We start from the raw sequence: 12,462 nt of genomic DNA, 5'->3' as shown, positions 1-12,462 counted from the left end.
CTATGTCCTTTTTAATCAATTACGAGAGGTTGTAAGATAATGAGCCTTTTATTTCCGTCGCATGAATGGCCCCAGCCAGGCGAGCGGTGAACTTCACATCACGCAGTACGCGGTTGGCTTTGTCATTTGCCGGGATATTGGCGGCCAAGGGGGCGCTGATCGTGTATGAAGGGATGACCCTGCCTGTTTCATCAAGCTCTTCGGGAGCAATGCCGCCACGGTCAATACCGAGCTCAAGCGGTACCCGCATGGCGTTGACGATGATTTGAATGCCATCATCGGTATAGGGAACTTTTCCATCGGCATTGATGATGGCGGACACCACGTTGATCTTTATCTGCTCTACCAGCCAGTCACGGAACCGGATCACATCAATCCATTCGCCTGCCGCAACCTTGCCGTACTGTGTAATGGCAAAATTCCGGAAGGGCTCAAACGTGTTTACGTTCTTTGTATTGCAGGTAATGGATTGTGCTTCAGCCAGTGCATCGCTGGTAATGCCTGCCAGGCGTTTATTGGCCCAGGTTTCACCACCAGGGTAGAACGTGAAGCAATGCCCGGGGACTGCCGCTTCAATGTATTCATCTTCAGCCAAGTGGTACCAAGTGGCCGTCCGGAAATATTGTTTGGCCTTGAGTTTTGAGCCGATGTCGGTCATAACGGCACTATCCAGAATGCTGGCCTGGTTGCTGGACGTAAAGAACATGCTTTCGTTGGTCTCTGCCCATTCGGCAGCGGCCAAGACATCACTTTCTTCGTGTGAGGTTAGTGCAATGCCATACCAGTCATGATTTTCGCGTTTGATGGCGGCCAGTGTTTCAGGAATGGCTTCCGTGCTTTCCTGGTAAACAATGGCAAGATTGCCTTCCACGGTGACGCCAAGATCAGCCCCAGCGATATCGTTATCAATTTCAATAGAGGAACCGGTGGCACTGGCGGTAACGCCGATGTTCAAGGCATTAATGGCGGACACAAGGCCGGTAGCAATATCCTCGGTACTATCCAGATCGGTGCCAATATAGGATGCTGGGCCTGTTTGAACAGCACCTGTGGCCTCGTTTCGATAAAGGATATTAATCTGGTAGGTTGAGGTAGCGGCCGAAGTCACGTTGATGGTGACGGTGTTTAATTGACGCTTGCCGATATAAACACGGTTAATGGACGGAATCTGTTTAAACACAGCGCTTGACGCTTTATAAAGTGCGCTGGTGGATGGCAAGCCAAGGTCAAGCAGTTCATCTGCTTCAGTAATGACCAGGACACGGCCGGCAGCCAGGGTGTGTGTGCCTACAATTAGCAGGTCTGAAAAACTGCGTTCGGTGATTGCCGTGGTGCGCAGGGAAACCTGCACATTCACGATGCGGTCAAGTTGTGCCATTGTGGTGGCTCCTAAAATGAAAAACCCGCCGAAGCGGGCGGGTTAGTGAAAATTAAGTACTGGCTGTAATTCAGTCTCTATTCGCTCTCTGCGTTTCTTAAATTCAGGAATTGCTTTTTTTCTTTCAAGCATTAAGCGAGAACCAAAGGATGCGCGAACTTGCGTAGAGACTTCCTCGGCAATCAACGCCTGCAGCTGCTGATACAGGCCCATGGTATTGACCTGAATGGAATCGAAGGCTTCAATAACGTCCAGATGGAAGTCGGCATCTATCCACATGGCGTACGCGTACACCAGCGGCTTCGATACAAATGTCCCTTGGGACGCTGCCGGGCCACCCTTGATAGTCATCACCGGGTCGATGCACTGCGGGGTGCATCGCTTTTTCAGAGCAGCAACCAGTCGTCCAGTCTCGGGCCGCTTCATGAAAGTACCCGGACGATGAGAAACAGTGGCTTTGCCACGCTCTACTGCAGCGCGATGAAGATCATTCAAGCAAAACCGTCCTGCGCCGTCCTGTCGAATTGAGATACTTGAGATGGTTAATGAATTCATTTCAATCTCCGAAAAGAAAAGGGCCGCCCCACAATGGAGCAGCCCCGGACTTTTCAAAGCTCATCCACCTTCACAGGCTCGGTACCTACCGATTTAAGGCTGCCAAGAAAAACGATGTGATGGCAAACAAGCTCAGGTATACACGCTTGCTTTCGGGAGTTACCCTAGCCAGCACAAAAATGGTTTTAGTATTCAGTCTTGGCCATAAATGGCTGTGGATCCTGTGGCGTATTCTTCAGTGAAAAGTCACTGGTGCCGCGAACTTCATCAAAGTAATCCACCGTTTCAGTGATGCCGCCTGTATAGGCCGCATCGATGTCAAGCACCGCGCGAGGCTCGTATTCGGTGGCAGAGCGAAGCACGGGTATGTTTTGTAGCTGTGCCTGCCCGTTAATGGCAATATTCTTTGCTGATGCCAAAGTATTTGCCGCTTCGGTATGGATGGCCATTGAAAGCGCTTCCATGATTTCCCAACTGCCTGGGCCATAGCACTGCAGCTGTAGCCGGGCATTTCTGTAAGCATGGATATTTCTTTGGCCATCCGGCTGGATCCTGCTGATGTGCACCGGTAGAGGATTGGCCAGATCCACATGCAGCATGATGTAGGGTAAAGCAGGGCGGGGACCGTTCTCATAAGCAAGAATGACTTGGGCATTCGTTAACGCAGAAAAGAACTTCTGAAACTCCTTCCTAATATCCATGCTATATCCTTACTGCCAGGTATCGGTAATGATTGATGACATCGCTTTGCCAGGTAGATACATCGCGAACCAAATAACGGCTACCGCGCCAGAGCAGAATGTCGCCATTACTGGTATCACTGCCTGCCACGTTCAGTTCTGCACTGGTATAGATTCGGACCATGGCTTCCACACGGCGACCTTCCGGCAAGGCTTCCATCTGGTCGTAATCTTCTTTTTTGGCCGGCTGAATGCTGGCAGTGATGCCCGTCAAATCGTATTCCGCGCCTTCTTGCCAGGCACCGTCTACATACTGGCCAGCGGATTTTCGTTTGAAAGCCTGAGGCTTGCGAAATGAACTCATTTCAGCACCTCGTAGCGAACGGCATTGACTAACGCTCCCGTATCAATCAGCGGCTTGCTGGATCCTTTTTGCCTGATCGTGGAGGGTGCATTGGCTTCGGCCCAGCGGGATGCTTTCCTTATATGGTTTTTTTGGTGCTTCTGGGCAAACTCACCCAAATCAGCCAATGCCGTTGCAACAGGCATTCCGGCAAATACATTTTTGGCCTGCCTGTCCATCGCCTTAAGCAAAACATGTTCGTTTTTGTTGGCAAAGTCTTTCATAAACGGGCGGGCGGGAATATGCTCGGTACCAAACTCGTTATAAATGGCAATATCCAAAATGTCCGCACCTTTATGAACTCCTTCTTCTTCCTGATCACCTTGCCCTGCCTGAATACCAAACTTCACGCCGTTGCCGGCCAGTTTGCTGTCATTGGCAATGATTTTTTCAAATCCGAGGTCAGTCACTTTAATATCAGCCATTACAATCCCCACGGGCCGGTGCAACAGCCGGTATGTTTACCGACCGTAATGGACCCCATCCGTTTACAGATATTGTCCAGCTTTTCGAATTGATCCATATAGCCAAAAGGATCCCGCCCCGGGCCGGTGTTCAGGTCAGCCGCAACCGCGTACTCGCGTTCAAGGTCGCCTTCTTTTTCCCGCTTAAGCACACCGGTTGTAATGCCACCGTTTGCGCTGCTTTTTTTCTGCTGCTGGATGCCATAGAGCAGAGCGCCTGCGTAGTAAACCTGCGCGGCATCCTGTTTATCTTCCGGCAAACAGGTGGGCCTGAATCCAAATGCAAGGTTTAGCGCCATTTTCTTATCATCGTCCGTTGCTTCATTGACGGCGGGCGCCAAGAAGTTCAATAACGATATAAGCGCAGCCACTTTGGTTTCATCTTGCATTTGGGATCCCCTTATTTGCGGGTGGTGCTTTTGGTTGCCGGTTTATCGGGCACTGATTCGTCAACATTGGCCGACTCAGCCATGACCAGCGTGCCATTCTTTAAAAGAGCCGCAACGGCTTTTTCATCAACATCAACGGTCTGGTTAGGGCCAATGCGCACAAATTTGCCATTTGCATCAGCGACATTAACCAGGCAAGGATTTGGGTTGGTGACTTTCATGGGTTCTCCTTACAGGCCGACTACTTTTGTAAAGGCAAGCGGGTAATGTACGGACACACCACCTGATCGGGCATAACACGGCACCACCAGCTCCAGATTGCGTGCCTGGGCTGGCAGCTGGTTAAACGGCATGACTTCTTCCAGATTGGCGTTTTCTTCGCTGAACTCGCCAATAATGGATAATGTGTCACCGTCCACCAATTCAAGCTCAGGCAAGTCCATAATTTGCAAGCCGGGGTATTTGGCACGTACCACGTCATAGGCAGATTTTCCACCCGTATCAGCCACATACTTGCTGTTCATGGCCGCAAAGGCAGAAGAGGGGATGGCCAGGCGGGTAGGGGTGTGAACACCCTTGCTTTGGGTGCGTACGGCATTCCACATGATGTCCACGTCAGCAACGATTTGTGCCGCTGTAGTGGCCACTGCAGACCAGTCACCGGTAACACCCGTTGTTGAGCCGATATTAGGGTGGTTGGTAATGCCATACAGGCCATGATTCACATCGCCCACCATGGCGATCTGATTCAGTTTAACTTCTACCGCACGACGGGCCGCAAATGCCTTGCGTTCAGGCAAGCGGGCCCCCAGCGCAATGGATGCGTTCAGTTCGTTGATGTTGTAACCATAGGAGTCACCGATGGTACGAACTGGAACGGTGGTTTCCTTACCGGACACATCAGCACGGGGCAGGTCGTCGGCATAGTTCGCAATGATTTTGGCGATACCTACATGGTCATAGGACTTGTAGGTAATGGTTTCTGCCCACTCGGGGGCGTCAGAAGCACGCGGTACCAGTGCCAGTCCGTTCATTGGTGGCAGTTTACGGTCATAGGTGCGTGATTTAACGTAATCCAGTTCACGGGCAGCAAAAACGCCCTGGTCTTCCCGGATTGCGACATTTTGACTATGGGCAAACGAGACAACAGCGATTGCGTCCGCCTCATCGTAGTGCATATGTGGCATGATTTTTCCTTTTGCAAATAAAAAACCCGCCTTGGCGGGTTATGTGCGATTGATTGTTGAAGCGGGTTTAAGCGCCAGTGACTTCAGAGAACGGGCTGTGCAGTTCGACAAGAGCGATATCGCCAAAGGCCGCAGTACTTACTTTTGTACTGCGGAAAACTGCGTTATTCAACGTATTGGCTCCTGCGTTTGCAACCGTGCCATCTGCCGCAAATTTGACGGCGCCGCCATCAGTGACTGCCCCAGAAGTGGTTACGCGTGCCCAGACAAGGCCACGGGTCATCACTGATGCGCATTCTGTTTTTACATACGTGTCGCCAGGCACAGCGTGGCTGTGAAGAGTGATGCCGCGTACTTTGGTGCCTGGGCCTGCAACCAGTAAGCCATTTGCGTCTGTTCCCGTTACAACCCCAAAAGCCAATGTGGCCGCTCCGACCGGAAACGATTCAACCCGGTCATCACCGGCATCCGCTTTCATGCCGGCAAAGGCAATATCCATTTGATCTTCATACATGATGAGAAATTCCTTATATTGGGTGATTAGGCGCCGCGTTGGGCTGCAATCATGCGGGCCCGGGCGTCATTGGAAGCGGCAGAAGGAAGGGGTTTGCCGTCCTGGTTAATGCCTGCCGGTGATGTGGGTGTCATGCTGGTGCGTTGTTGCCCGACGGTATCCTGGCGTACTTTTTTATCTGCAACGGCCAGATCAAAAGCGGCCAAGACATAATCATCAGACTTGTTGGCCAAATCAACGCCATCACCGCGGATAGCCGTAATGACCGCTACCTGAATGTCACGGTCTGACTGATCCTGCTTAACGGCTACGCCATGACTGGCAGCCTTGGCCTCCAGATCCATGCGGGCACGGACGTTTGCAATGGCATCTTCTCGCATTTTTTCGGCCTGTTCTTTCAGCTGTTTTACTTCAGCTTCAGCAGCATCCGCACGGGCGGCCTGTTTATCTGCATCAGCACGTGCGGTGGCCGCATCCTGACGTACTCGGTTTAACTCTTGTGCCACTTCAGGGGCAGCGTCATAACTGATGCCTGAATCGAGGCGCACTTTTTCCATTGGCATGGTGGTTTCCTCAGTTGTTACGGCATCCGCCGCATCTAGTGATAGGCGAGCATTGCCTGCTCTACCTCGTTCCACAAGCGCGAGATGATTCACGCGCAAGTTTCTTTGTATGGCGTCATAACGTTCGCCGTTAAATTCGCCAGGGGTTTCATCTAAATCAACGGTATACCCTAGTGAAAGTTCTTTTTTACCCTCTGCGATTGGGGACGTGTCATGAATGACAATATCTGCACGTAGGTCATCGCCGTCTTGACGTCCGGGAGTCAGCACGGTGCCAACGGTGTGGGCTTTTGCATTTTGTGCGGTGACAGCACCAGGATGCCCATTGGTTATTGGCTTTCCTTTCAGGCTGGTTAAGTGATCTTGCGAAAACACTTCTTCCGGAGGCCTAAACTCACGCCGCACTCTCCCAGCACCATCTCGGTATAAAAAAACCCCCGTCCTGGAAAGAATCGGGGAGTCTTCAATAAAACCTTCTGGCGTAGTGATTGCGCGTATGGGAATGCGATCAAATCGGTTTACGTTCATTAGATTGTGCATCCTTCATGTAATTGGCGTTTGGCTGTTAAATATGCCTCGTGTGCTTCCTGTGGGCAATCAAAAGTCCCAAGATATATATTGCGCCGATTAATCGCAATCATTGCATAGTATCTTGACCTGCCTTTACCTCTATGCACACCAAGAAAACCTGTTTTGCTATCGTTTTGCGCTTTTTTCTGGTTCTGCAGATTACACCTTGCCGAGACATCACGGAGATTGGCAATAGCATTGTTGTCTCTATTTCCGTCAATGTGGTCAATAAGTTGCTTTGGCCATTCACCATATACGTATAACCAAGCAAGACGGTGTGCCTGATAACTTGCTTTGTTAATTTGAACCCTACGATATCCTGTGCGCTTACATAGGCGGCCCGCCCGACATCCCTTTAAATAAGATTTTTTAAGTGAAACATTAGTCCATATGAAGACACCGCTCTTTGGATCATAGTGAAGTAATTGCTTCAAATTTTCTTGTGTTAGTGTGGAACTCATAACGTATCCTAATGAACAATCAGCGCATCAAGGTCATCCAACCCAGGCAGTACGGCTTCGGCATAACATCGGCACTGAATGGGCTCGCCTGGGTGCCCATCTTCCGGGGGATCGTCCCATTTGAATACCTGCCCTTCACGTTCTTCATGCTCATCACGTTCACGTTCATCAAGCATGCCTCTCCACCGGTATTCGGTAACCCCAATTCGGGTTTGCCGCTCTTTGGTCAGTTGGCCGTTCAGCTTTGCAATCTGGTCACGGGCAATAAGCTTGGCTCTGTTGGCGGGTACCTTATAGGTCTTCTTGATGTACTTGGCCAGATCTTTGGGCGGCATACCGGTACGAACGGCATTGACTACTTTTCCGTTCAGGCTATCCAGATACTGCTGTGGGATGGAGCGGATCAACTTGATGTTGTTTGCCTCATAAATATCCAGTACATCTTTTAACCAGGGCTCGGTCTTGAAAATGTCCACGCCATAGGCGGAACGGATAACCTGGTGAAACTGCCGTTTATTGAAGGCGGATACTTGCCTGGCTACGTCCGCAATCAGTCTGATGATGCGTTCCGTGGTTGGAATAAAAAGCACGGAGGTGGTCATAAACGCTTGCCGGATCCTTTCGTACCAGCCTGTGGATTCCGGGATGTCTTCAATGCCATCCATGCGAAATTGCTCAACCTGCGACACAATATGTTCAGTCACCAGCTGCGTTAAGAGCAGGGCATATTCATTCAGAAGGCGCTCATACTCGCGCTCAATAGCGTGCGGGTACAGCCATTTGCGTGGCTTGCCGGGTTTATTACGTCTGGCTGGCATACTTGCTTGCTCCGGCTCCTGATTGGCCTGGTGGTTCCAGCCCGAACAGTGCTTCCGATTCCAGGTATTCCAATGCCTGGCGCTCAGACAGGGCACCGGTACCAACGGCCCTGTCCAGGGCATTTATCTTGTCCAGAAGGGTGGCCGCACGGGTTTTCTCAACCTCTGCGGTTTCTTTTTCCGACAACTGCTTAAGCGATGGCCAGACAATGAACCAGTCATCCGGTTTTTTCTGGGGGAGGGACTTTTGCGCCAAGATCAGTGAGATCAATCGCTCAAGGACGGGCTGGGCCTTGTTCTTGCGAATGCCTTCCACCATATCGTGATAGGTATCAAAATCAGCTTCGCCAGTTGCATTTAACCCACCAGGCGAACGCCCAAACAAAATGGTAACCGGTATGCTGGTGCTGGCAGATAGCGCCACCTGGAATTCATGGATCACTTCTTTGATGCCGGATAGGCTTGAATCCTGGACTGTAAAGGCATCTTCCTTATCAACCACAACGGTATTCAAGATACCGCGTGCCTGGTCAACCAAGCCGACCCGTTTTTGTACTGTGGCCTCCATTCCCTCTTTGATTGCCTCAGCCAGCCCCACCATTTGGTGTACGCCTTGCTGTTTGCGCTTCAGAATGTTTTTGGCCATTGCCAGCGATTCAAGGTAATCCAGGATCATCCGATAGGCTTCATCAACCGCAGATCGGCCAGCCCATGGGAGCAGGGCAGATGATTGCCGGTAGCTTCGAGGAAGGATATCGCCGCTAATTTCAATCAGGCGGGATTCGTGGCAAACAAAACGGGCCCCGTTACCAACATCGATCTCGTAATAAATCGGCATGCCGAAATTAGCCTTTTTGGGATCCATGTATTTGGCAGGCAGTGCGCTGATTTGCTCAATATCAAACACCTTCAGTTCGGCAATCTGTCCGATACTGTCATAGTTGATAGGGGTGTTTAACAGGCCATCGTCCATGATTGGAATAATGGCCGCACCGCCAAATAGCCGGGTCCAGCATAGCGCTTCGGTAATCGCTGAAATTACTTTCAGCCGGTCAAGCTCAGCATCAATCACCTTATCCGTATCGCCTTGAACCTTAATGCCTTTTGACATGGCGGTTTCGGCCGGTTTATCAACCACCGCCCCAAACAGGCCGCCTTTTGCGTAGAGCATGGTCGCACTTATCGGGTTGGTGCCGGACAGGCCGCGCTGGCCAATAACGGCTTCCAGATAACCATCGGTATTGAATCGTGTTGTCATTATTCTGCCATTGTCAGGAATCTATCAAGTTTGCTATCTACAGCCAAATGCGGACATGCTCCCATCACAAAGGAATCAGCAAGGTTTGGGGACTTGATTTCTCTTTTTCGTAAATCCTGTTTGCTTTCAACCATGTCCAGGCCTCGTTTTGAGATGGATTTATTGGGTGTGCAAAGCTCAGTTTTAAGGCGTTCAAGAAGTTTTATTTCAGACGATATGCTGATTAACTCGCTCTCCGGGTATTTCATCCCTTTATTCACTGCATTGAACGTGTTTCGAAGCCTGTCGGCTACATCCTGCCAGGCCTGCGCCTTAAGGTTTTCAAACTTTTCAGCGTTGGTGATTTTGGGGGCGTATTCCTTATCCGGATTAACAACGGCACCAGCTGCATTGAACTTGTAGTATCTCGAATAAATTTTTTTCTCTTTGAGGGTACTGCCTACATGTGCACCAACACCAATAGAGTCGTACACAAGCCGGCCATTTCCCACTTTTCCCCAGGCCCTTAATGCTGAGGTTACCAGTTCATCTTCTGGCGCTTTCCATTCGTCAATTTCCCGCGCTATGGCGCCATCAAAGACGGTTGTTGCATTTTTATCTTCGCCGCTGTCCGCTACGTCATAACCAACGGTTCTTGCCCCTGATAAATCAATGCCAAGCTTGAGGTGTGCATCAACCGCTGCCTCAACCCAGCTACGCTTGATGATTGCAAATTCATCATCTGTTTTTGGCACACCCAGATAAACATGCTCATAGGTTTCGTAATCTTCCTGTTTTAAATCCTCAATATCAGCCAGTGCGGTTTTTGAGATAAAGGGGTTTTCAGTGTAGTTAATGAGCCGAATAATGGTGCTTGCAGGCGGGTTAACGACAAAACGTTGATACACAAAATCTGATGCCAATTTCGGATTGAAGCTAAGCCAGATTTCAGATCCTTCTTTCCGGATCGTGGGTTTTAGAATTTCCCATTGTTCTTTTGTCAGGTTGTGGGCTTCTTCAATCCAAAGGATATCAGCGCCTTCAAACGACTTGATTTCATCGGTGTTGCGCTCGATGCCATAAAAAACAAATTCACTGCCATTTTTGTGCTTAATATCACTGGCCCGGATATCAAAACCCTTAAACCCGAAGTTCTCAATTTGTGAGGCAATCAGGGTGTAAACCGATTCTTTGATTTTGTTTTGATATCTGCGAACACACAGCATTCTGAGCATGCATCGATTGGCAATACCCGCTGCCTGCCCAGCAAATTCCCAAGATTTTGATGATGCTCGGCCACCATACAAAACACGGTGCCTGGCCTTTCTGAAGTTTTTATCGGACGCAATCCCATCTTTGAACCAAAAATCAAGAAGATTCGGGTTTAGGCTCGCCATACATTTCAGAAAAAGATTTCGGGCTCATGCTGCCGTCACTGCTGGTGTGATCAACACGATCCGTAAACATGCCAAGGTGGCGCCCAATGTCAACCAATGCGCCTTTCTTGTCATGCAATTTTACTTTAAGACCTTCACGACCTTCAGATACCTCAGCAATGGCCGCTGCGGTTGCATCATCAATTTCACTGGAATCAATTAACGCAATGCCATGGTAAGGCTCTTCAACTTCCTCACCTTCCGTGTTGACTGCTTTGCGAACCGTTGTGTTGCCCCAGCGAATGACTTTTCGAATATCGCTAAAACCGATCTTGGCCAATTCCTTCAGAACCATATCCTGGGTGATTTCAGTGCGGACTGAACGCTTGCTCTGCGCCTGGGCAATTGCAGTTGCAACCTTAGCATTTCTTAGCAGGCGGGAGGCATTAACTTCCGCTGCATTTCCAGTTGCAACATAACCGGCACGACGGAATGCGGCCGTTGCATTCAGGTCAATTAAATACTCCTCAACAAAGCGTTTTTGCTTTGGAGTCAGGCCGCCTGACGCGGCGGTTGCCTTGTCTTTTGTGGCGGTCATAGTGAAATTTTAGGAACTTTAAGCGTTTATATAAATAAATAGGTAGAAGCAATATTGCTCTACACAACAATTCTAATAAAAGAGGAATTCTATCTTTATGGTTATTTTGAAAAAATTAATGGAATTAGTGCGTTATGTTTTTTTCTTTTTTAAAAAAATCAAAATTACATTAACGATATATGAAATTTTTATCACACTATCTGAACAATGGGACAATTGGCTTAGCCTATACAATTGGCTTAGCCTATTCTTCTAAATTCAATAAGCAATAAAAAAGCCCGCGATATGCGGGCTTCGTTTTCTATTGACGCTCTAATGTCAAACATAGCTGAAATGTACTATGTTTGGGTCGCTATGTCAATACATGTACCTTCATGTACCTACGATCAAACCAGCCGTTTTATACTCATCCCAGAGTATGTTTTCAACGTGATCCTGCTCGATCTCGATCATGTCCCGATACTTACGTACTAATCGCTTGATAACCTGCCTGTCTACTCCAAACTGATCAGCAATGAACTGCTGCGTTGGCCGGCCACGCAAAATATGTGTCGTGATCAGGTCGGTGATCAATCGCTCCCTGGAATCACGGGCGGGGTTCAGCCAATGTGAAACCTCAAACAAACTCTGCCGGACCTCAGCATTCATAATATCGCCATGGATTCCCTGCAGAACATGAAAACCAATCTTGTGCCCGATCAACCGCTTGGTTAGGTTTATGATCCAAACCACCTGTACACGCCAGTCGTGTGGTGTCATATCGGTGGAGTGGGGGATTCGTTCACCGGTCATTTCCTCGTATTCCTTGATGAGTTTTTGAAGGGAAGTGCTGGGCTCAATTCGTGTGGCCAAGATGAAATACGCAACCCTGATTGCATGTTCCGGACTTTTGAAATGCATTAATCCCACCTTCCTGTTGAATCATTGAGAAACAAAGCCACCACAGTGACACAAGCCCCAGCTGCTGCGCCCATAATCAAGCCGAATAGAAAGGTCATGCGAGCTCCTTGATCGTTACATGCAAAGCACCATCCTTTTCGGGTGGACCATACTCAGCCGTGATGTGTTTAACTTGCCTGTCGTCAACATACGCAATGCCAATCAAGGCATCTAAGGTGACTTTTATCGAATTGTCCAAATCCATTAAAACGCGGCTGGCTTCATTTTTTTTAGTCAACCTAGGTGCAAGGGTAATCACCCCATTTTTAATAGCAGTTGGCAGTAGAATTATTTAATTTATGTTGATGTAATTTTTGCCTCGGTGTGATG

General features: G+C 49.2%; 17 protein-coding genes. All 17 read right to left on the bottom strand.

The window, feature by feature from the left end; genetic code table 11:
* Nucleotides 1-19: 19 nt before the first annotated feature.
* Nucleotides 20-1,378 (bottom strand): DUF3383 family protein, encoded by a 1,359-nt coding sequence (locus tag HCX92_RS09550; RefSeq protein ID WP_169294737.1) that lies wholly within the window; start codon nt 1,376-1,378, stop codon nt 20-22.
* A gap of 42 nt (nt 1,379-1,420) precedes the next feature.
* Nucleotides 1,421-1,933 (bottom strand): KilA-N domain-containing protein, encoded by a 513-nt coding sequence (locus HCX92_RS09545; protein WP_169294736.1) that lies wholly within the window; start codon nt 1,931-1,933, stop codon nt 1,421-1,423.
* Nucleotides 1,934-2,118: 185 nt separating this feature from the next.
* Nucleotides 2,119-2,634: a hypothetical protein gene (locus HCX92_RS09540; protein WP_169294735.1), complete on the bottom strand. Its 516-nt coding sequence runs from the start codon at nt 2,632-2,634 to the stop codon at nt 2,119-2,121.
* Between the two features lies 1 nt (nt 2,635).
* The gene (locus tag HCX92_RS09535) at nt 2,636-2,977 is read right to left on the bottom strand and encodes a hypothetical protein (RefSeq protein ID WP_169294734.1); all 342 of its coding nucleotides are present in this window, start codon (nt 2,975-2,977) and stop codon (nt 2,636-2,638) included.
* Nucleotides 2,974-3,441 (bottom strand): hypothetical protein, encoded by a 468-nt coding sequence (locus tag HCX92_RS09530; protein ID WP_169294733.1) that lies wholly within the window; start codon nt 3,439-3,441, stop codon nt 2,974-2,976. Before HCX92_RS09530 ends, HCX92_RS09535 begins: the two co-directional genes overlap by 4 nt.
* Complete coding sequence (locus tag HCX92_RS09525) at nt 3,441-3,869, bottom strand: DUF4054 domain-containing protein (protein ID WP_169294732.1); 429 nt, start codon at nt 3,867-3,869, stop codon at nt 3,441-3,443. Before HCX92_RS09525 ends, HCX92_RS09530 begins: the two co-directional genes overlap by 1 nt.
* Before the next feature lie 11 nt (nt 3,870-3,880).
* Nucleotides 3,881-4,090 carry a hypothetical protein gene (locus HCX92_RS09520; protein WP_169294721.1) on the bottom strand — a complete coding sequence of 70 codons (210 nt, stop codon included), beginning with the start codon at nt 4,088-4,090 and terminating at the stop codon, nt 3,881-3,883.
* A gap of 9 nt (nt 4,091-4,099) precedes the next feature.
* Entirely contained in the window at nt 4,100-5,056 is a 957-nt protein-coding gene (locus HCX92_RS09515) for a DUF2184 domain-containing protein (RefSeq protein WP_169294731.1), read from the bottom strand.
* A gap of 67 nt (nt 5,057-5,123) precedes the next feature.
* A complete protein-coding gene (locus HCX92_RS09510) occupies nt 5,124-5,570 on the bottom strand; it encodes a hypothetical protein (protein WP_169294730.1) in 447 nt (148 codons plus the stop codon).
* Nucleotides 5,571-5,596: 26 nt separating this feature from the next.
* A complete protein-coding gene (locus HCX92_RS09505) occupies nt 5,597-6,661 on the bottom strand; it encodes a DUF2213 domain-containing protein (protein ID WP_169294729.1) in 1,065 nt (354 codons plus the stop codon).
* Nucleotides 6,661-7,164, bottom strand: coding sequence for an HNH endonuclease (locus HCX92_RS09500; protein ID WP_169294728.1), 504 nt, complete (start codon nt 7,162-7,164; stop codon nt 6,661-6,663). The genes HCX92_RS09505 and HCX92_RS09500 overlap by 1 nt, the downstream gene beginning before the upstream one ends.
* 8 nt (nt 7,165-7,172) lie before the next feature.
* Complete coding sequence (locus HCX92_RS09495) at nt 7,173-7,982, bottom strand: phage minor head protein (RefSeq protein WP_169294727.1); 810 nt, start codon at nt 7,980-7,982, stop codon at nt 7,173-7,175.
* Nucleotides 7,966-9,240 carry a DUF1073 domain-containing protein gene (locus HCX92_RS09490; protein ID WP_169294726.1) on the bottom strand — a complete coding sequence of 425 codons (1,275 nt, stop codon included), beginning with the start codon at nt 9,238-9,240 and terminating at the stop codon, nt 7,966-7,968. The genes HCX92_RS09495 and HCX92_RS09490 overlap by 17 nt, the downstream gene beginning before the upstream one ends.
* Complete coding sequence (locus tag HCX92_RS09485; RefSeq protein ID WP_169294725.1) at nt 9,240-10,616, bottom strand: PBSX family phage terminase large subunit; 1,377 nt, start codon at nt 10,614-10,616, stop codon at nt 9,240-9,242. The genes HCX92_RS09490 and HCX92_RS09485 overlap by 1 nt, the downstream gene beginning before the upstream one ends.
* The gene (locus tag HCX92_RS09480; RefSeq protein WP_169294724.1) at nt 10,588-11,193 is read right to left on the bottom strand and encodes a terminase small subunit; all 606 of its coding nucleotides are present in this window, start codon (nt 11,191-11,193) and stop codon (nt 10,588-10,590) included. Before HCX92_RS09480 ends, HCX92_RS09485 begins: the two co-directional genes overlap by 29 nt.
* Nucleotides 11,194-11,565: 372 nt before the next feature.
* The gene (locus HCX92_RS09475; protein ID WP_169294723.1) at nt 11,566-12,093 is read right to left on the bottom strand and encodes a hypothetical protein; all 528 of its coding nucleotides are present in this window, start codon (nt 12,091-12,093) and stop codon (nt 11,566-11,568) included.
* A gap of 94 nt (nt 12,094-12,187) precedes the next feature.
* A complete protein-coding gene (locus HCX92_RS15060) occupies nt 12,188-12,391 on the bottom strand; it encodes a RusA family crossover junction endodeoxyribonuclease (RefSeq protein WP_371808408.1) in 204 nt (67 codons plus the stop codon).
* Between the last annotated feature and the right edge of the window lie 71 nt (nt 12,392-12,462).

This window comes from Advenella sp. EE-W14 (assembly GCF_012923605.1).
Lineage (GTDB): Bacteria > Pseudomonadota > Gammaproteobacteria > Burkholderiales > Burkholderiaceae_B > Advenella > Advenella alkanexedens.
The sequence above is the reverse complement of the archived record's forward strand: the minus strand, read 5'-3'. Positions and strand labels throughout refer to the sequence as shown.

Excerpts from the sequence above, each read along its gene's own strand:
- HCX92_RS09550 (WP_169294737.1), bottom strand. The coding sequence starts at position 1,378 with ATGGCACAACTTGACCGCATCGTGAATGTGCAGGTTTCCCTGCGCACC.
- HCX92_RS09545 (WP_169294736.1), bottom strand. The coding sequence starts at position 1,933 with ATGAATTCATTAACCATCTCAAGTATCTCAATTCGACAGGACGGCGCA.
- HCX92_RS09540 (WP_169294735.1), bottom strand. The coding sequence starts at position 2,634 with ATGGATATTAGGAAGGAGTTTCAGAAGTTCTTTTCTGCGTTAACGAAT.
- HCX92_RS09535 (WP_169294734.1), bottom strand. The coding sequence starts at position 2,977 with ATGAGTTCATTTCGCAAGCCTCAGGCTTTCAAACGAAAATCCGCTGGC.
- HCX92_RS09530 (WP_169294733.1), bottom strand. The coding sequence starts at position 3,441 with ATGGCTGATATTAAAGTGACTGACCTCGGATTTGAAAAAATCATTGCC.
- HCX92_RS09525 (WP_169294732.1), bottom strand. The coding sequence starts at position 3,869 with ATGCAAGATGAAACCAAAGTGGCTGCGCTTATATCGTTATTGAACTTC.
- HCX92_RS09520 (WP_169294721.1), bottom strand. The coding sequence starts at position 4,090 with ATGAAAGTCACCAACCCAAATCCTTGCCTGGTTAATGTCGCTGATGCA.
- HCX92_RS09515 (WP_169294731.1), bottom strand. The coding sequence starts at position 5,056 with ATGCCACATATGCACTACGATGAGGCGGACGCAATCGCTGTTGTCTCG.
- HCX92_RS09510 (WP_169294730.1), bottom strand. The coding sequence starts at position 5,570 with ATGTATGAAGATCAAATGGATATTGCCTTTGCCGGCATGAAAGCGGAT.
- HCX92_RS09505 (WP_169294729.1), bottom strand. The coding sequence starts at position 6,661 with ATGAACGTAAACCGATTTGATCGCATTCCCATACGCGCAATCACTACG.
- HCX92_RS09500 (WP_169294728.1), bottom strand. The coding sequence starts at position 7,164 with ATGAGTTCCACACTAACACAAGAAAATTTGAAGCAATTACTTCACTAT.
- HCX92_RS09495 (WP_169294727.1), bottom strand. The coding sequence starts at position 7,982 with ATGCCAGCCAGACGTAATAAACCCGGCAAGCCACGCAAATGGCTGTAC.
- HCX92_RS09490 (WP_169294726.1), bottom strand. The coding sequence starts at position 9,240 with ATGACAACACGATTCAATACCGATGGTTATCTGGAAGCCGTTATTGGC.
- HCX92_RS09485 (WP_169294725.1), bottom strand. The coding sequence starts at position 10,616 with ATGGCGAGCCTAAACCCGAATCTTCTTGATTTTTGGTTCAAAGATGGG.
- HCX92_RS09480 (WP_169294724.1), bottom strand. The coding sequence starts at position 11,193 with ATGACCGCCACAAAAGACAAGGCAACCGCCGCGTCAGGCGGCCTGACT.
- HCX92_RS09475 (WP_169294723.1), bottom strand. The coding sequence starts at position 12,093 with ATGCATTTCAAAAGTCCGGAACATGCAATCAGGGTTGCGTATTTCATC.